The sequence below is a fragment of the Enterobacter cloacae complex sp. IR5402 genome (assembly GCF_049238125.1).
GTDB classification, from domain to species: Bacteria; Pseudomonadota; Gammaproteobacteria; order Enterobacterales; family Enterobacteriaceae; genus Enterobacter; species Enterobacter hormaechei_C.
Map to the genome: position 1 here is coordinate 302,193 of NZ_JBMKHO010000004.1, position 18,868 is coordinate 321,060.

An 18,868-nucleotide genomic window follows, 5' to 3' on the forward strand; every position below is an offset into this window, starting at 1 on the left:
GTTTACTCTTTCCATTTCACTAAAAAACACGTCACCCTTTATCGTTTGGATTGAGGGCTGCTGTCAACCGTTGTTGCACTTCAAGTTGCAGGTCATTATTAAGGGCACGCCGGTCGGCCGTCGCGATTATAAATAAATCTTCTACTCGTTCGCCAATCGTTGTAATTCGGGCGCCGTGAAGCGAAATTCCCAGATCGGCAAAAACCTGGCCGACGCGGGCGAGTAGCCCTGGCTGGTCGAGCGCAATCAACTCAAGGAACGATTTACGGTCGGTATGGGTCGGCAGGAAATTGACCTCGGTATCGACGGTAAAGTGGCGCAGTTTTGCCGCCTGACGGCGCGGCTGCGGAGGTTGCCAGCTGCGCTGCGTAATCGCCTGCTCAAGGCCAAAGCGTATCCCCTCATGCCTGTCCGACGACAGCGGGCTGCCGTCCGGCTCCAGCACAATAAAGGTGTCCATCGCCATGCCGTCGCGGGTGGTAAAAATCTGCGCGTCGTGAACGCTCAGGTTACGCCTGTCCAGCTCGGCACAGACCGCTGCAAACAAATAAGGCCGGTCCGGGCTCCAGATAAAGATCTCCGTCCCGCCGCGCGTGGCCTGCGGGCTAAGCAGAATCATCGGTTTCGTCAGATCGTGCTTCAGCAGATGCCGGGCGTGCCAGGCAAGCTGGTTTGGGCTGTGGCGTACAAAGTAGTTGGCGCGACAGCGCGCCCAAATCTGATGCAGCGCCTCTTCGTTGATGTTATCCATGCGCAGCAGGGCCAGCGCCTGCAACTGATGGTGGCGCACACGCTCGCGCATGTCCGGGGTATTCTGCATCCCGCGACGCAGCTGTTTTTCGGTAGCGAAATACAGCTCGCGCAGCAGGCTCTGCTTCCAGCTGTTCCACAGGGTTTCGTTGGTGGCGCAGATATCGGCTACCGTCAGGCAGACCAGGTAGCGCAGGCGGTTCTCCGTTTGCACTTCCTCGGCGAACTGCTTGATCACTTCCGGATCCTGAATATCACGACGCTGAGCGGTAACCGACATCAGCAGATGATGGCGAACCAGCCAGGCGATAAGCTGCGTTTCACGCGAGTTCAGGCCGTGCAGCTCGGCAAATTTCAGCACGTCCTGGGCACCGAGTACGGAGTGGTCGCCGCCGCGACCTTTGGCGATATCATGGAACAGAGCAGCGATCAGGATCAGCTCCGGGTGTGCCAGACGTGGCCACAGATCAACGCACAGCGGATGGCGGGATCGCGTCTCTTCTTTAGCGAAACTTTCCAGCTTCAGCATGACGCGGATCGTGTGCTCATCCACCGTATAGGCGTGAAACAGGTCGAACTGCATCTGCCCGACAATATGCGACCACTGAGGCATATAGGCCCACAGCACGCTGTGACGGTGCATTGGCAGCAGTCCGCGGCTGACGGCGCCCGGATGACGAAGCATGCTCAGGAACAACGAGCGCGCCTCCGGGATGTAACACAGCGGCTGCTTCAGATGACGTCGTGCATGGCGCAGATGACGCAGGGTAGTGGAGTAGATCCCGGTGATCGTGCTGTTGCGCACCATGGTATAGAACATTCGCAGGATCGCTTCCGGTTCGCGAATGAACAGCGTTTCGTCGCGCAGATCGATCAGCGTGCCGCGCAGCTGAAATTCGTCATCAATCGGACGCGGTTTTTCGTCTGCCGTCAGCGCGAGGATCGCCTCATCGAACAGCTGTAACAGCATCTGGTTCAGCTCAGAGACGCGGCGGGTGACGCGGAAGAAATCCTTCATCATTTGCTCGACCGGCTCGTTGCCCTCGCCCTGGTAATTCAGGCGCTGCGCCACGCTGAGCTGTCGGTCAAACAGCAGGCGGTTATCGTAGCGGGTGACTTCCAGGTGCAGGGCAAAACGGATGCGCCACAGCAGATGCAGACACTCATTAAGTTCGTTACGTTCGGCTTCGGTCAGAAAACCAAACCCGACCATTTCGTCCAGCGATGTTGCCCCAAAATGGCGACGGGCAACCCATTGCAGCGTGTGGATATCGCGCAGGCCACCGGGGCTGCTTTTAATATCCGGTTCGAGGTTATAGCTGGTACCGTGATAGCGCTGGTGGCGCTGGTTTTGTTCTTCGACTTTCGCAGCGAAGAATTTTTCCGAAGGCCAGAAGCCGTCGCTAAAGATGTGCTTTTGCAGTTCGAGGAACAGCGCCACGTCGCCAATCAGGAGGCGGGTTTCAATCAGGTTGGTGGCGACGGTCAGGTCAGATAACCCTTCCAGCAGACACTCTTCCAGCGTGCGTACGCTGTGGCCCACTTCCAACTTTACGTCCCAGAGCAGGGTCAACAGTTCACCGATTTTCTGCGCCCGATCGTCCGGCAGTTTTTTACGGCTTAAGATCAGCAGGTCGATATCAGAGAGCGGATGCAGTTCACCCCGGCCATAGCCGCCAACAGCAACCAGCGCGACGTCGCTCACCTGTCCGAAACCGTAGTCGATCCAGAGACGTTGCAGAAGCTGGTCGATAAATTCGGTGCGCGCTTCAATGAGCTGCTCGGCCGAAACGCCTGCGTCAAATGCGTTACCCAGCCAGCGATGGAAAACCTCCATGTGGGCTTTGATATGCGCGCAGGACAGTTCATGCGGTGGCCAGACGCCCGGGTTATCAGGCTGGTCGGGGAGGGTGGGAAGTGCTGTGTTAGCATACTGTTCGGGTAAGAGATTACTCATCGTGCGCCACCCATAAGAAAAAGCTATCGCCATTAAAAAAGCCGGCATTCGCCGGCTTCTTATCACTCAATGTTCGTCAGTATCGCCGGGATGGTGTCATCCTTGCGCAACGTCATAATTTCGCAGCCGTTGTCTGTAACCACAATAGTATGCTCGTACTGGGCAGACAAGCTTCTGTCTTTGGTTTTTACCGTCCAGCCATCTTTCATGGTACGGATGCGGTAATCACCCGCGTTGACCATTGGCTCGATCGTGAAGGTCATGCCCTTTTGCAGCACTACGCCGCCGTCGTCTGCATCGTAGTGCAGAACCTGCGGTTCTTCATGGAACACACGACCAATACCGTGACCGCAATATTCGCGCACCACGGAGAAACCTTCCGCTTCCACAAATTTCTGGATTGCGGCGCCGATGGTGCGCAGGCGGATGCCCGGCTTCACCATTTTCAGCGCCAGGTAGAGGCTCTCTTGCGTTACTTTGCACAGACGCTCGCCCAGAATCGTTGGCTTGCCAACGATGAACATCTTAGAGGTGTCGCCGTGGTAGTCGTCTTTGATGACGGTCACGTCGATGTTGACAATGTCGCCATCTTTCAGCAGCTTCTCGTCATCCGGAATGCCGTGGCAAACCACTTCATTAATAGAGATGCAGACGGATTTCGGGAAACCGTGATAGCCAAGGCAGGCAGAGACCGCGTGCTGCTCGTTGACGATATAGTCGTTACAGATGCGATCCAGTTCGCCAGTGCTGACGCCCGGTTTCACAAACGGCTCAATCATTTCCAGCACGTCCGCGGCCAGACGACCGGCGACGCGCATCTTTTCAATTTCTTCAGGTGTCTTAATAGAGATAGCCATGTAATCTGTCCATCGGTGTCGATTTTTTCGACAATACTAGTGTAAGTGTTGTCAATGGTATCAGTCAGGCGCACCCCGTGCCAAATTGAGAATCATTAACAGCACACTCCGCCAACAATTATTGGTTTCTGGCCGTGTTTTGTGATATAAAGCGCGCCGGACTTCCGATCCATCTCAGATACACAGGCTGGACGGGAGCGACAAATCTCACTTTGTGTAACAACACACACGTATCGGCACATATTCCGGGGTGCCCTTCGGGGTCGGTAATATGGGATACGTGGAGGCATAACCCCAACTTTCAATATAGAGGTTTTAAACATGGCAACTGTTTCCATGCGCGACATGCTCAAGGCTGGTGTTCACTTCGGTCACCAGACCCGTTACTGGAACCCGAAAATGAAGCCTTTCATCTTCGGCGCACGTAACAAAGTTCACATCATCAACCTTGAGAAGACTGTACCAATGTTCAACGAAGCCCTGGCTGAGCTGAACAAGATCTCTTCCCGTAAAGGTAAGATTCTGTTCGTTGGTACTAAGCGCGCTGCAAGCGAAGCTGTGAAAGATGCTGCTAACAGCTGCGACCAGTTCTTCGTGAACCATCGCTGGTTGGGCGGCATGCTGACCAACTGGAAAACTGTTCGTCAGTCCATCAAGCGCCTGAAAGATCTGGAAACCCAGTCTCAGGACGGTACTTTCGATAAGCTGACTAAGAAAGAAGCGCTGATGCGCACTCGTGAACTGGACAAGCTGGAAAACAGCCTGGGCGGTATCAAAGATATGGGCGGCCTGCCAGACGCGCTGTTCGTAATCGATGCAGACCACGAGCACATCGCAATCAAAGAAGCTAACAACCTGGGTATCCCGGTATTCGCTATCGTTGATACCAACTCCGATCCGGACGGTGTTGACTTCGTTATCCCGGGTAACGACGACGCAATCCGTGCTGTTAGCCTGTACCTGAGCGCTGTAGCTGCTACCGTTCGTGAAGGCCGTTCCCAGGATCTGGCTTCTCAGGCGGAAGAAAGCTTCGTAGAAGCTGAATAATAAGGTTTTACCCCTTATTAGTACCGTGTATGAATAGGGGCCCATTATCGGCCCCTTTTTTCAATTTATACTGTTTGGCTCCCGGCCGGGCAGTTCACATCTCCCGAGGATTTAAGAATGGCTGAAATTACCGCATCCCTGGTAAAAGAGCTGCGTGAGCGTACTGGCGCAGGCATGATGGATTGCAAAAAAGCGCTGACCGAAGCGAACGGCGACATCGAGCTGGCAATCGAAAACATGCGTAAATCCGGTGCGATCAAAGCAGCTAAGAAAGCAGGCAACGTTGCTGCTGACGGCGTGATCATCACCAAAATCGACGGCAACTACGGCATCATTCTGGAAGTTAACTGCCAGACTGACTTCGTTGCTAAAGATGCTGGTTTCCAGGCATTTGCTAACAAAGTTCTGGACGCAGCGGTTGCAGGCAAAATCACTGACGTTGAAGTTCTGAAAGCACAGTTCGAAGAAGAGCGTGTTGCGCTGGTTGCTAAAATCGGTGAGAACATCAACATCCGTCGCGTTGCTTCCCTGGAAGGTGACGTTCTGGGCTCTTACCAGCACGGCGCGCGTATCGGTGTTCTGGTTGCGGCTAAAGGCGCTGACGAAGAGCTGGTTAAACAGCTGGCAATGCACATCGCTGCAAGCAAACCAGAATTCGTTAAGCCAGAAGACGTGTCTGCTGAAGTGGTAGAGAAAGAGTACCAGGTTCAGTTGGACATCGCGATGCAGTCTGGTAAGCCAAAAGAAATCGCAGAGAAAATGGTTGAAGGCCGCATGAAGAAATTCACCGGCGAAGTTTCTCTGACTGGCCAGCCTTTCGTAATGGATCCAAGCAAGTCTGTTGCTCAGCTGCTGAAAGAGCACAACGCTGATGTAACTGGCTTCATCCGCTTCGAAGTGGGCGAAGGCATCGAGAAAGTTGAGACTGACTTCGCAGCAGAAGTTGCTGCAATGTCCAAGCAGTCTTAATGATTGAAAAGGAGCCGCCTGAGGGCGGCTTCTTTTTGTCACCCGTCTCACGAAATCAGACAGGCTCCAGTATCGCTGTGCTGATTTGCGACATATCATGTCGCCAGAATTAACCCCATCTTAATCGTTGACAGTCTCAGGAAAGAAACATGGCTACCAATGCAAAACCCGTGTACAAACGCATTCTGCTTAAGCTGAGTGGCGAAGCGCTGCAAGGATCGGAAGGCTTCGGTATTGACGCAAGCATCCTTGATCGCATGGCACAGGAAATCAAAGAACTGGTCGAACTGGGTATTCAGGTTGGCGTGGTCATTGGCGGTGGCAACCTTTTCCGTGGTGCTGGTCTGGCGAAAGCGGGGATGAACCGCGTAGTGGGCGACCACATGGGTATGCTGGCAACCGTGATGAATGGCCTGGCGATGCGTGATGCGCTTCATCGCGCCTATGTGAACGCTCGCCTGATGTCCGCTATTCCTTTGAATGGCGTATGCGATAACTACAGCTGGGCAGAGGCCATCAGCCTGCTGCGCAACAACCGCGTGGTGATCCTCTCCGCCGGTACGGGTAACCCGTTCTTTACCACCGATTCCGCAGCCTGCCTGCGCGGTATCGAAATCGAAGCCGATGTGGTGCTGAAAGCGACCAAAGTAGATGGCGTGTTTACTGCCGACCCGGCAAAAGATCCTTCAGCGACCATGTACGATCAGCTGAGCTACAGCGAAGTGCTGGAAAAAGAGCTAAAAGTGATGGATCTTGCCGCCTTTACGCTGGCTCGTGACCACAAACTGCCGATCCGTGTCTTCAATATGAACAAGCCTGGCGCGCTGCGTCGCGTTGTTATGGGCGAAAAAGAAGGCACTTTGATCACGGAATAATTTCCGTCGGCGATAAATACAGGTAAGATTCCGCTTTATTTCGACGTGGTATCTTACCCGGGCGCGCCTTTGGCGTTGTCATGAATTAAACGCGACTATACTTAGCACACCTGTAGCGCTGTGCTGGCGGATAGTCTGCCTGAGACAAGTTTTCAAGGATCCGTAACGTGATTAACGACATCAGAAAAGATGCTGAAGTACGCATGGACAAATGCGTAGAAGCGTTCAAAAACCAAATCAGCAAAATCCGTACTGGCCGAGCTTCCCCAAGCCTGCTGGATGGCATCATCGTAGAATACTACGGTACGCCTACGCCACTGCGTCAGCTGGCGAGCGTGACGGTAGAAGATACCCGTACCCTGAAAATCAACGTGTTCGATCGCTCAATGAGCCCGGCCGTTGAAAAAGCGATCATGGCATCTGACCTGGGTCTGAACCCAAGCTCAGCCGGCGCGGATATTCGCGTTCCACTGCCTCCGCTGACGGAAGAGCGTCGTAAAGACCTGATCAAAGTAGTTCGTGGTGAAGCTGAGCAGGGTCGTGTTTCCGTACGTAACGTGCGTCGCGATGCGAACGATAAAGTGAAAGCCCTGCTGAAAGAAAAAGAGATCAGCGAAGATGACGATCGTCGTTCACAGGACGACATTCAGAAAATGACCGACGCGGCGATCAAGAAAATTGATGCGGCGCTGGCAGAAAAAGAAGCGGAACTGATGCAGTTCTGATTTTCGCTGTACACTGATAAACGCCGTTCAGAAGGACATTGAGTCTTGCTGGCGGCGTTTTGCTTTTATCTGATCTAACTTTTGGGCATCTCATGAAGCATCTCACTCTCCTCGGCTCGACCGGCTCTATCGGTTGCAGCACTCTCGACGTTGTACGTCATAATCCTGACAGCTACACCGTAGCCGCGCTTGTGGCCGGAAAAAACGTGCAGCGAATGGTCGAACAGTGCCTGGAGTTTACCCCCCGTTTTGCGGTGATGGATGATGAAGAGAGCGCCCGCCAGGTAAAAGCGCTGTTGCAGGAGAAGGGCTGCCGTACCGAGGTGCTCAGCGGGCAACAGGCGGCGTGCGATATGGCCGCGCTTGATGAAGTTGATCAGGTTATGGCGGCAATCGTCGGGGCGGCGGGTCTTCTGCCGACGCTTGCCGCGATCGATGCGGGAAAAGATGTCCTGCTTGCGAACAAAGAGTCGCTGGTCACCTGCGGACGCCTCTTTATGGACGCGGTAAAACAGCGTGGGGCACGTCTTTTGCCGGTCGATAGCGAGCACAACGCCATTTTTCAGAGTTTACCCCAACCTTTTCAACAAAACCTGGGGTACGCTGACCTGGAGCAGAATGGCGTTGTGTCGATTCTGCTTACCGGGTCTGGTGGCCCGTTCCGTGAAACGCCACTGTCTGAATTGAGCGCAATGACGCCGGATCAGGCATGTCGTCATCCGAACTGGTCAATGGGGCGTAAGATCTCCGTCGATTCGGCCACCATGATGAACAAAGGTCTGGAATACATTGAAGCTCGCTGGCTGTTCAATGCGTCGGCGAAACAGATGGAAGTGCTGATCCACCCGCAGTCGGTGATTCACTCGATGGTGCGCTATCAGGACGGCAGCGTGCTGGCCCAGCTGGGCGAACCGGATATGCGTACGCCTATTGCTCATACGATGGCGTGGCCAAACCGCGTAAAATCGGGCGTTAAGCCTCTCGATTTTTGTAAGCTGAGTTCACTGACGTTTAGCGAGCCTGATTACGACCGTTATCCCTGTCTGAAACTGGCGATGACGGCCTTCGATCAGGGGCAGGCGGCGACAACGGCGCTTAATGCAGCCAATGAAGTGACCGTTGAAGCATTCCTGAATCAGCAGATCCGCTTTACTGACATCGCCGCGTTGAATTTATCCGTGCTGGAGATAATGGATTTGCGTGAGCCGCAGAGCGTGGAAGAGGTGCTGGCCGTGGATGAACAGGCACGCATTGTTGCGCGTAAACAGGTGACACGTCTCGCAAGCTGGTGATAAAGCAAGCACTAGTCGTCGTGCTATTTGTTAGCGTTGGGCTTCAGTGATATAGTCTGCGCCACCTGATCGCAGGTATTTGGCTTTAAGTGGTCAGGTAAGCCGTGGTTTGACACGGCTTTTTTATGTATAGGCTTCAGTATTCCTGTGTACCGTTAAATCCTTTCAGGGACTAAAAACGCGTTATGTTGTCTGCGAATCAACCAATAAGCGAAAACTTGCCAGCACATGGCTGTCGCCATGTTGCAATCATCATGGATGGCAATGGCCGCTGGGCGAAAAGACAAGGGAAGATACGAGCCTTTGGGCATAAAGCTGGGGCGAAATCTGTTCGCCGCGCCGTCTCTTTTGCCGCCAATAACGGCATTGATGCGTTAACGCTCTATGCTTTTAGCAGTGAGAACTGGAATCGACCTGCGCAGGAAGTGACTGCGTTGATGGAACTGTTCGTGTGGGCGCTCGATAGCGAAGTAAAAAGCCTGCACCGCCACAACGTCCGCTTGCGTATTATTGGCGAAACCAGTCGTTTTAACTCACGTTTGCAGGAACGGATTCGCAAAGCAGAAGCGCTGACGGAAAATAATACCGGCCTGACGCTCAATATCGCGGCGAATTACGGCGGACGCTGGGATATTATCCAGGGGGTTCGGCATCTGGCTGAGCAGGTTCAGGAAGGGCTGTTAAGACCCGACCAGATTGATGAAGAGGCGCTGAGTCAGCAAATCTGCATGAATGAACTGGCACCCGTGGATTTGGTTATAAGGACAGGGGGGGAGCATCGCATTAGTAACTTTTTGCTGTGGCAAATTGCCTACGCCGAACTTTACTTTACGGATGTTCTTTGGCCAGATTTTGATGAACAAGACTTTGAAGGTGCGCTGCATGCCTTTGCCAATCGAGAGCGTCGTTTCGGCGGCACCGAGCCTGGTGGCGATAACGCCTGATGGGGGTAGCTTTTGCTGAAGTATCGCCTGATTTCCGCTTTTGTATTAATACCCGTCGTCATCGCAGCGCTGTTTTTACTGCCTCCGGTGGGATTCGCTATTGTTACGCTGGTGGTGTGTATGCTCGCCGCGTGGGAATGGGGGCAGCTTAGCGGCTTTACCTCGCGCACTCAGCGGGTATGGCTGGCGGTACTCTGTGGTTTTTTACTGGCCCTGATGCTGTATACCTTGCCTGAATATCATCACGATGTTCACCAGCCGCTGGTTGCCGGATCCTTATGGATATCGCTGGCCTGGTGGATTGCTGCGCTTGTTTTAGTGCTTTTCTATCCGGGCTCTGCGGCGATCTGGCGTAACTCTAAAGTGTTGCGCCTTATTTTTGGTCTGCTCACGATTGTTCCCTTTTTCTGGGGGATGGTTGCGCTGCGCGCCTGGCACTATGACGAAAACCACTACAGCGGCGCGATATGGCTGCTTTATGTGATGATTCTCGTCTGGGGGGCTGACTCCGGGGCCTATATGTTTGGTAAACTGTTCGGCAAACATAAACTGGCGCCAAAGGTTTCTCCGGGCAAAACCTGGCAAGGCTTCATTGGCGGCCTGTTTACGGCAGCGATTATCTCCTGGGGCTATGGCGTCTGGGCGAATCTTGAGGTTGCCCCCTCCACGCTGCTGGTATGTTCGATTTTCGCGGCGCTGGCATCGGTGCTGGGTGATTTAACCGAGAGTATGTTTAAGCGTGAAGCAGGGATTAAGGACAGTGGTCACCTGATTCCAGGACATGGCGGAATACTGGATCGCATTGACAGCCTTACCGCGGCTGTTCCTGTATTTGCTTGCCTGCTTTTACTGGTGTTTGGGACGATATAACGGAAGGTTTTATGCTGAGCATTCTCTGGAATCTGGCGGCGTTCATTGTTGCACTGGGTGTACTGATTACCGTGCATGAATTTGGCCATTTCTGGGTTGCCCGGCGCTGTGGTGTGCGGGTGGAGCGATTCTCGATTGGCTTTGGCAAATCGCTCTGGAAGCGTACCGATAAGCATGGCACCGAGTTTGTCATTGCTCTGATTCCCCTGGGCGGCTATGTCAAAATGCTCGACGAACGCGTTGAGCCTGTCGCCCCGGAACTTCGCCATCGCGCGTTTAACAATAAAACTGTTGGACAACGTGCTGCCATCATCGCTGCCGGCCCGGTAGCCAATTTCATCTTCGCTATCTTCGCCTACTGGCTGGTGTTTATCATCGGCGTGCCTGGCGTGCGCCCGGTCGTGGGCGAAATCACCACGGGTTCTATTGCGGCAACGGCGCAAATTACACCGGGAATGGAACTTAAAGCGATTGATGGTATCGAAACCCCTGATTGGGATGCCGTGAGGTTACAACTGGTTGCCAAAATCGGTGATGAGCAGACAACCGTCAGCGTATCGCCATTTGGTTCCGACCAGCGGCAGGAAAAAGTGCTGGATTTACGCCACTGGCGCTTTGAGCCAGACAAAGAGGACCCTGTCGCCGCACTCGGGATTCGACCGCGCGGCGCGCAGATCGAGCCGGTATTAGCCGAAGTACAGGCCAAATCGGCAGCGAGTAAAGCAGGTTTACAAGCGGGTGACAGGATCGTTAAAGTCGATGGTCAGCCATTAACACAATGGATGACCTTTGTTACTCTGGTGCGCGATAATCCAGGCAAGCCGCTCGCGCTGGAAGTGGAAAGGCAGGGGAGTTCGCTCTCACTGACTCTCACCCCGGATACCAAATCGGGCGGCGGTAAGGCGGAAGGGTTTGCCGGCGTTGTGCCGAAAGTGATCCCACTGCCAGATGAGTACAAGACAATACGCCAGTATGGGCCGTTTAGCGCCATCGTTGAGGCCACGGATAAAACATGGCAGCTGATGAAGCTTACGGTCAACATGTTGGGGAAATTGATAACCGGTGATGTGAAACTGAACAACCTCAGTGGGCCAATTTCGATTGCTCAGGGGGCTGGGATGTCAGCGGAGTTCGGGGTGATTTACTATCTCATGTTCCTTGCGCTGATTAGCGTGAACCTGGGGATAATCAACCTGTTCCCGCTTCCCGTACTAGATGGGGGCCATTTGCTGTTTTTAGCGATTGAAAAGCTAAAAGGCGGACCGGTATCCGAGCGAGTTCAAGACTTTAGTTATCGCATTGGCTCGATTTTGCTGGTGCTGTTAATGGGGCTTGCACTTTTCAATGATTTCTCTCGGTTGTAAGAGAGTTAGTTAGGAAGAACGCATAATAACGATGGCGATGAAAAAGTTGCTCATAGCGTCGCTGCTGTTTAGCAGCGCGACCGTATACGGTGCTGACGGGTTCGTAGTGAAAGATATTCATTTCGAAGGCCTTCAGCGTGTCGCCGTTGGTGCGGCCCTCCTCAGTATGCCTGTGCGCCCCGGCGATACGGTTAATGATGAAGATATCAGTAACACCATCCGTGCTCTGTTTGCCACTGGCAACTTTGAGGACGTCCGCGTCCTGCGCGATGGTGATACGCTGGTGGTTCAGGTAAAAGAACGTCCAACGATTGCCAGCATCACTTTCTCCGGCAACAAGTCGGTGAAAGATGACATGCTCAAGCAGAACCTTGAGGCATCGGGTGTTCGTGTGGGGGAATCTCTGGACCGCACAACCCTTGCAGACATTGAAAAAGGTCTGGAAGATTTCTATTACAGCGTCGGTAAATACAGCGCGAGCGTTAAAGCGGTTGTTACACCGCTGCCACGTAACCGTGTCGACCTGAAACTGGTCTTCCAGGAAGGTGTTTCTGCGAAGATCCAGCAGATCAACATCGTGGGTAACCACGCGTTCAGCACCGACGAACTGATCTCCAACTTCCAGCTGCGTGACGAAGTGCCGTGGTGGAACGTGGTGGGCGATCGTAAATACCAGAAACAGAAACTGGCGGGTGACCTTGAAACCCTGCGCAGCTACTATCTGGATCGCGGTTACGCCCGTTTCAACATCGATTCAACTCAGGTGAGTCTGACTCCGGACAAGAAAGGTATCTACATTACCGTTAACATCACTGAAGGCGATAAGTACACGCTTTCAGGTGTTGAAGTCAGCGGCAACCTGGCAGGACATTCAGCTGAAATTGAATCTCTGACCAAAATTCAGCCGGGCGATCTGTACAGCGGATCTAAAGTCACCAAAATGGAAGACAGCATTAAGAAGCTGCTCGGCCGTTATGGTTATGCGTATCCGCGTGTGCAAACGCAGCCGGAAATTAACGACACGGATAAAACCGTTAAGCTGCACGTTAACGTTGATGCGGGCAACCGTTTCTATGTGCGTAAGATCCGCTTCGAAGGTAACGATACCTCTAAAGACTCCGTTCTGCGCCGTGAAATGCGCCAGATGGAAGGGGCATGGCTGGGAAGCGATCTGGTAGACCAGGGTAAAGAGCGTCTGAACCGTCTGGGCTATTTCGAAACGGTCGATACCGATACTCAGCGTGTACCAGGTCGTCCGGATCAGGTTGATGTTGTTTATAAAGTTAAAGAACGTAATACCGGTAGCTTCAACTTTGGTATTGGTTACGGTACTGAAAGTGGCGTGAGCTTCCAGGTCGGTGTTCAGCAGGATAACTGGCTGGGTACGGGCTACTCTGTCGGTATCAACGGGACGAAAAACGACTACCAGACCTACTCTGAGTTCTCTGTTACCAACCCATACTTCACCGTTGACGGTGTAAGCCTGGGCGGTCGTATCTTCTATAACGACTTTAAAGCGGATGACGCGGACCTCTCCTCGTATACCAACAAGAGTTACGGTCTGGATGGTACGCTCGGCTTCCCGGTTAACGAATACAACACCCTGCGCGCAGGTTTAGGGTACGTGCATAACGACCTGTCCAACATGCAACCGCAGGTGGCGATGTGGCGTTACCTGGACTCCATCGGTCAGTCGGCGAGTACGTCCAGCGATGACAACGGTTTCGCCGCGGATGACTTCACCTTCAACTACGGTTGGACCTACAACCGTCTTGACCGTGGCTACTTCCCGACGGAAGGTTCACGTGTCAACCTGAACGGTAAAGTGACTATCCCGGGCTCGGATAACGAGTTCTACAAGGTCACGCTGGATACGGCGTCCTACTTCCCAATTGATGAAGATCACAAGTGGGTTGTTCTGGGTCGTACCCGTTGGGGTTATGGTGACGGTATTGGAAGCAAAGAACTGCCGTTCTATGAAAACTTCTACGCCGGTGGTTCAAGCACCGTGCGTGGCTTCCAGTCCAATAACATTGGTCCGAAAGCGGTTTATTACGGCGGTAATGACGAAGATAACTGCGCAAGCCGTGATCCTAAGCAAGTATGTAGCTCTGATGACGCAGTAGGTGGTAACGCTATGGCCGTGGCGAGCCTCGAGTTCATCACGCCTACGCCGTTTATCAGCGACAAGTACGCAAACTCTGTCCGCACCTCCTTCTTTATGGATGCAGGTACAGTGTGGGACACCAACTGGGAGAACACCGCCCAGATGCGTGCGGCGGGGGTTCCGGACTACAGCGATCCGAGCAACATTCGCATGTCTGCAGGTATCGCATTACAATGGATGTCACCGCTGGGGCCGTTGGTCTTCTCTTACGCCCAGCCGTTTAAGAAATACGATGGAGACAAAGCGGAGCAGTTCCAGTTTAACATTGGTAAAACCTGGTAATAATCCGCTGCAATGGAATGCGTTGGCAGTGTAGCGCTGACAACCGGCGATCGGTAAAACGATCGCCTTGCCACGCAAAGAACGGTACCCCTCGGGTGCCAATGGGATGGTAAGGAGTTAATTGTGAAAAAGTGGTTATTAGCTGCAGGTCTCGGTTTAGCGATGGCAACTTCTGCTCAGGCAGCGGATAAAATTGCAATCGTCAACATGGGTAATTTGTTCCAGCAGGTTGCACAGAAAACCGGTGTTTCTGCAACGCTGGAAAACGAATTCAAAGGCCGTGCGAGCGAACTGCAACGTATGGAAGGTGATCTTCAGTCCAAGATGCAGCGTCTTCAGCGTGATGGTTCTACCATGAAAGCGAGCGAGCGCAGCAAACTGGAAAAAGACGTCATGTCTCAGCGCCAGACCTTCTCTCAGAAAGCGCAGGCTTTCGAGCAGGATCGTCAGCGTCGTTCTAACGAAGAGCGTGGCAAACTGGTGACGCGTATTCAGTCTGCCGTTAAAGCAGTCGCAGCCGATCAGAGCATCGATCTGGTTGTTGATTCGAACGCCGTTGCATTCAACAGCAGCGATGTTAAAGACATCACCGCTGATGTTCTGAAACAGGTTAAATAAGTAATGCCTTCAATTCGACTGGCTGATTTAGCTCAGCAGTTGGATGCAGAATTACACGGTGATGGCGATATCGTCATCACCGCTGTTGCGTCCATGCAATCTGCTAAAGCAGGCACTATTACCTTCATGGTAAGCCCTAAGTACCGTGAACACCTGGCCCAGTGCCAGGCGTCTGCCGTTGTTCTGACGCAGGACGATCTTCCGTTTGCCACTAGCGCTGCACTGGTAGTGAAAAATCCCTACCTGACCTATGCGCGCATGGCCCAAATTCTTGATACCACGCCGCAGCCGGCACAGAACATTGCAGCCAGTGCTGCGATTGATCCGACGGCTCAGCTGGGTAACAACGTATCAGTCGGCGCAAACGCCGTTATCGAATCCGGCGTCGTGCTGGGTGATAACGTGGTGATTGGCCCAGGCTGCTTTGTTGGAAAAAATACGAAAATTGGCGCAGGGACTCGTCTGTGGGCCAATGTCTCTGTCTACCATGAGGTTGAGATTGGCGAGAATTGTCTCGTACAGTCCAGCACGGTGATTGGTTCTGACGGATTTGGTTACGCTAACGATCGGGGTAACTGGGTTAAGATCCCTCAGCTGGGTCGCGTGATTATCGGCGATCGTGTGGAGATCGGCGCTTGCACCACCATCGACCGCGGTGCGCTTGACGACACCATTATTGGTAACGGTGTTATCATAGACAACCAGTGCCAGATTGCACATAACGTTGTGATTGGCGACAATACCGCAGTTGCGGGTGGTGTTATCATGGCAGGCAGCCTGAAAATTGGCCGTTACTGCATGATTGGCGGTGCCAGCGTGATCAATGGCCATATGGAAATATGCGACAAAGTCACGGTGACGGGGATGGGCATGGTGATGCGTCCAATCACTGAGCCTGGCGTTTATTCCTCCGGTATTCCGCTGCAACCGAACAAGGTCTGGCGTAAAACAGCTGCACTGGTGATGAATATTGATGATATGAGCAAGCGACTCAAAGCGATTGAGCGCAAAATCGATCAACAAGACTAAGCGTTCATCCGTTTAACGCTAAATTTCCCGGCCTGTCGGCTTTGTTTATAAACCGGCAGGCCGTGTTATTATTGCTACTTAGTACATTTGACAGGAAGAGTATTTTGACTACTGACACTCATACTCTGCATATTGAAGAGATTTTAGAACTTCTGCCGCACCGCTATCCGTTTTTACTGGTAGACCGTGTGCTGGATTTTGAAGAAGGTCGTTTTCTGCGCGCAGTGAAAAATGTCTCCGTTAACGAGCCGTTCTTCCAGGGGCACTTCCCTGGTAAGCCTATCTTCCCTGGGGTATTGATCCTGGAAGCGATGGCACAGGCTACCGGTATTCTGGCGTTTAAAAGCGTAGGTAAACTGGAACCGGGTGAACTCTATTACTTCGCGGGTATCGATGAAGCGCGCTTCAAGCGTCCGGTCGTGCCTGGTGATCAAATGATCATGGAAGTCACTTTTGAAAAAACGCGTCGCGGCCTGACTCGCTTCAAAGGCGTAGCTATGGTTGACGGCAAAGTTGTTTGCGAAGCGACAATGATGTGTGCGCGTAGCCGGGAGGCCTGATACGTGATTGATAAATCCGCCTTTATTCATCCTACCGCCATTGTGGAAACGGGTGCCATCATTGGTGCCAATGTCCACATCGGCCCGTTTTGTATTGTTGGACCCCATGTCGAAATTGGTGAGGGTACAGTACTGAAATCTCACGTTGTCGTGAATGGTCATACCACCATTGGCTGCAACAATGAGATCTATCAGTTCGCCTCCATCGGCGAAGTTAACCAGGATCTCAAGTATGCTGGCGAACCGACCCGCGTGGAAATCGGCGATCGTAACCGCATTCGCGAAAGCGTCACCATTCATCGTGGTACAACGCAAGGCGGTGGATTGACGAAGGTGGGCAGCGACAACCTGTTTATGGTTAATGCGCACATTGCGCACGACTGTACCGTGGGGAGCCGCTGTATTCTCGCCAACAACGCAACGCTGGCGGGACACGTATCGGTCGATGATTTCGCCATTATTGGCGGCATGACCGCAGTCCATCAGTTCTGCATCATTGGTGCACACGTGATGGTCGGCGGATGCTCCGGTGTGGCGCAGGACGTCCCACCGTTTGTGATTGCGCAGGGCAACCATGCCACGCCGTTTGGCGTGAACATTGAAGGTCTCAAGCGTCGTGGCTTCAGCCGCGAAGCGATTACCGCGATCCGCAACGCGTACAAATTGCTGTACCGTAGCGGTAAAACGCTGGAAGAGGCTAAGCCGGAAATTGCCGAGCTGGCGAATAAGCACCCTGAAGTGAAAACGTTCATGGAATTCTTTGAACGTTCAACCCGTGGTCTGATTCGTTAATGGTCGACAGTCGTCCGCTTACCATCGCCCTGGTCGCCGGAGAAACCTCCGGCGATATTCTTGGTGCAGGTCTTATCCGCGCGCTTAAAGCCCGTGTACCCAATGCCCGCTTTGTGGGCGTGGCTGGGCCGCTAATGCAGGCCGAAGGCTGCGAAGCCTGGTATGAAATGGAAGAGCTGGCTGTGATGGGCATCGTCGAGGTGCGGGGCCGCTTGCGTCGCCTGCTGCATATCCGCGCCGACCTTACCCGCCGCTTTACCGACCTCAAGCCCGATGTATTTGTCGGCATTGATGCGCCTGATTTCAATATTACCCTTGAAGGGAACCTGAAAAAGCAGGGGATCAAAACGATCCATTACGTCAGCCCATCCGTGTGGGCGTGGCGACAGAAACGCGTTTTCAAAATCGGACGGTCCACCAATCTGGTGCTGGCTTTTCTGCCTTTCGAAAAAGCGTTTTACGACAGATTTAATGTCCCGTGCCGTTTTATCGGTCATACCATGGCGGATGCCATGCCACTGGATCCGGATAAAAACGCGGCGCGTGACGAACTGGGCATCCCGCATGATGTGCATTGTCTGGCGCTGCTGCCAGGAAGCCGGGGTGCGGAAGTTGAAATGCTCAGTGCCGATTTCCTGAAAACGGCGCAAATTCTTCGCAAGACTTACCCCGATCTTGAAGTGGTCGTGCCGCTGGTGAATGCCAAACGCCGGGAGCAGTTTGAGCGTATCAAAGCCGACGTCGCCCCGGATCTTCACGTCCGCCTGCTGGACGGAAAAGGGCGGCAAGCTATGTTTGCGAGCGATGCCGCACTGCTGGCTTCCGGCACGGCTGCGCTGGAGTGTATGCTGGCAAAATGCCCAATGGTGGTCGGTTATCGCATGAAGCCGTTTACCTTCTGGCTGGCAAAACGTCTGGTAAAAACAGATTACGTATCTCTGCCAAACCTGCTTGCGGGTCGCGAGCTGGTGAAAGAGCTCTTGCAGGATGAATGCCAGCCGCAGGCGCTGGCAGATGCGCTGCTGCCGCTGCTGGCCAACGGTAAAACCAGCCACCAGATGCATGATACCTTCCGTGAACTGCATCAACTGATCCGCTGTAATGCTGATGAGCAGGCGGCCGATGCGGTGCTGGAGTTAGCACAATGATGGAATTTATTTATCCCCATACCCACCTCGTTGCCGGTGTGGATGAAGTCGGTCGTGGCCCGTTAGTGGGTGCCGTTGTGACCGCGGCGGTGATCCTCGATCCAGCCCGCCCGATCGTTGGCCTGAACGACTCGAAAAAACTGAGCGAAAAGCGTCGTTTAGCGCTGTTCGATGAAATTAAAGAGAAGGCGCTGGCCTGGAGTCTCGGGCGCGCAGAACCGCATGAGATTGACGATCTAAACATTCTGCACGCTACCATGCTGGCGATGCAGCGTGCCGTTGCGGGCCTGAAGATTGTGCCTGAGTATGTACTGATCGACGGTAACCGTTGCCCGGCGCTGCCGATGCCTTCCATGGCTGTTGTTAAAGGCGATAGCCGCGTCGCAGAAATCAGTGCGGCGTCAATCATTGCCAAAGTGACGCGCGATGCTGAAATGGCCGCGCTGGACCTCACTTATCCCGCGTATGGTTTCGTCCAGCACAAGGGATATCCAACGGCTTTCCATCTGGAAAAGCTGGCTGAACATGGCGCAACTGAACATCATCGGCGCAGCTTTGGCCCGGTGAAACGCGCGCTGGGACTGGTGTCCTGAATCAAGACGCAAGCAATTAAGTAACGCGG

The 18,868-nt window shown here is 53.4% G+C and carries 17 protein-coding genes; 15 read left to right on the forward strand and 2 right to left on the reverse strand.

The window, feature by feature from the left end:
• Window positions 1-31: 31 nt before the first annotated feature.
• Window positions 32-2,707, reverse strand: a complete 2,676-nt coding sequence (glnD, locus tag ACOTXL_RS10260) for a bifunctional uridylyltransferase/uridylyl-removing protein GlnD (RefSeq protein ID WP_045336110.1) — start codon at window positions 2,705-2,707, stop codon at window positions 32-34.
• 62 nt (window positions 2,708-2,769) lie between these two features.
• A complete protein-coding gene (gene map / locus ACOTXL_RS10265) occupies window positions 2,770-3,564 on the reverse strand; it encodes a type I methionyl aminopeptidase (protein ID WP_003856208.1) in 795 nt (264 codons plus the stop codon).
• A gap of 321 nt (window positions 3,565-3,885) precedes the next feature.
• On the opposite strand from map, the gene rpsB reads away from it, so the two are divergent.
• From rpsB to rnhB, 15 genes are all read left to right on the forward strand, one after another.
• Window positions 3,886-4,611, forward strand: coding sequence for a 30S ribosomal protein S2 (rpsB, locus tag ACOTXL_RS10270; protein WP_003856207.1), 726 nt, complete (start codon window positions 3,886-3,888; stop codon window positions 4,609-4,611).
• A gap of 117 nt (window positions 4,612-4,728) precedes the next feature.
• Window positions 4,729-5,580: a translation elongation factor Ts gene (gene tsf / locus ACOTXL_RS10275; protein WP_003856196.1), complete on the forward strand. Its 852-nt coding sequence runs from the start codon at window positions 4,729-4,731 to the stop codon at window positions 5,578-5,580.
• 149 nt (window positions 5,581-5,729) lie between these two features.
• The gene (gene pyrH, locus ACOTXL_RS10280; protein ID WP_003856194.1) at window positions 5,730-6,455 is read left to right on the forward strand and encodes a UMP kinase; all 726 of its coding nucleotides are present in this window, start codon (window positions 5,730-5,732) and stop codon (window positions 6,453-6,455) included.
• Between the two features lie 167 nt (window positions 6,456-6,622).
• Complete coding sequence (gene frr / locus ACOTXL_RS10285; protein WP_003856180.1) at window positions 6,623-7,180, forward strand: ribosome recycling factor; 558 nt, start codon at window positions 6,623-6,625, stop codon at window positions 7,178-7,180.
• A 92-nt stretch (window positions 7,181-7,272) separates the two neighbouring features.
• Window positions 7,273-8,472 (forward strand): 1-deoxy-D-xylulose-5-phosphate reductoisomerase, encoded by a 1,200-nt coding sequence (ispC, locus tag ACOTXL_RS10290; protein ID WP_045350391.1) that lies wholly within the window; start codon window positions 7,273-7,275, stop codon window positions 8,470-8,472.
• Window positions 8,473-8,657: 185 nt separating this feature from the next.
• Window positions 8,658-9,416, forward strand: a complete 759-nt coding sequence (gene ispU, locus ACOTXL_RS10295) for a (2E,6E)-farnesyl-diphosphate-specific ditrans,polycis-undecaprenyl-diphosphate synthase (protein WP_003856176.1) — start codon at window positions 8,658-8,660, stop codon at window positions 9,414-9,416.
• 12 nt (window positions 9,417-9,428) lie between these two features.
• Window positions 9,429-10,286 carry a phosphatidate cytidylyltransferase gene (gene cdsA, locus ACOTXL_RS10300; protein WP_003856175.1) on the forward strand — a complete coding sequence of 286 codons (858 nt, stop codon included), beginning with the start codon at window positions 9,429-9,431 and terminating at the stop codon, window positions 10,284-10,286.
• 11 nt (window positions 10,287-10,297) lie between these two features.
• The gene (gene rseP / locus ACOTXL_RS10305) at window positions 10,298-11,650 is read left to right on the forward strand and encodes a sigma E protease regulator RseP (RefSeq protein ID WP_003856174.1); all 1,353 of its coding nucleotides are present in this window, start codon (window positions 10,298-10,300) and stop codon (window positions 11,648-11,650) included.
• Window positions 11,651-11,681: 31 nt separating this feature from the next.
• On the forward strand, window positions 11,682-14,099 hold the full coding sequence (gene bamA, locus ACOTXL_RS10310) for an outer membrane protein assembly factor BamA (protein WP_003856172.1): 2,418 nt from the start codon (window positions 11,682-11,684) through the stop codon (window positions 14,097-14,099).
• Between the two features lie 123 nt (window positions 14,100-14,222).
• Entirely contained in the window at window positions 14,223-14,717 is a 495-nt protein-coding gene (skp, locus tag ACOTXL_RS10315) for a molecular chaperone Skp (protein ID WP_003856169.1), read from the forward strand.
• A gap of 3 nt (window positions 14,718-14,720) precedes the next feature.
• A complete protein-coding gene (gene lpxD / locus ACOTXL_RS10320) occupies window positions 14,721-15,746 on the forward strand; it encodes a UDP-3-O-(3-hydroxymyristoyl)glucosamine N-acyltransferase (RefSeq protein ID WP_003856168.1) in 1,026 nt (341 codons plus the stop codon).
• Window positions 15,747-15,850: 104 nt separating this feature from the next.
• The gene (gene fabZ / locus ACOTXL_RS10325; protein WP_003856165.1) at window positions 15,851-16,306 is read left to right on the forward strand and encodes a 3-hydroxyacyl-ACP dehydratase FabZ; all 456 of its coding nucleotides are present in this window, start codon (window positions 15,851-15,853) and stop codon (window positions 16,304-16,306) included.
• A 3-nt stretch (window positions 16,307-16,309) separates the two neighbouring features.
• On the forward strand, window positions 16,310-17,098 hold the full coding sequence (gene lpxA / locus ACOTXL_RS10330) for an acyl-ACP--UDP-N-acetylglucosamine O-acyltransferase (protein WP_003856164.1): 789 nt from the start codon (window positions 16,310-16,312) through the stop codon (window positions 17,096-17,098).
• The gene (gene lpxB, locus ACOTXL_RS10335) at window positions 17,098-18,246 is read left to right on the forward strand and encodes a lipid-A-disaccharide synthase (protein WP_045626000.1); all 1,149 of its coding nucleotides are present in this window, start codon (window positions 17,098-17,100) and stop codon (window positions 18,244-18,246) included. Before lpxA ends, lpxB begins: the two co-directional genes overlap by 1 nt.
• On the forward strand, window positions 18,243-18,839 hold the full coding sequence (rnhB, locus tag ACOTXL_RS10340; protein ID WP_045350390.1) for a ribonuclease HII: 597 nt from the start codon (window positions 18,243-18,245) through the stop codon (window positions 18,837-18,839). Before lpxB ends, rnhB begins: the two co-directional genes overlap by 4 nt.
• The last annotated feature ends 29 nt before the right edge of the window (window positions 18,840-18,868 follow it).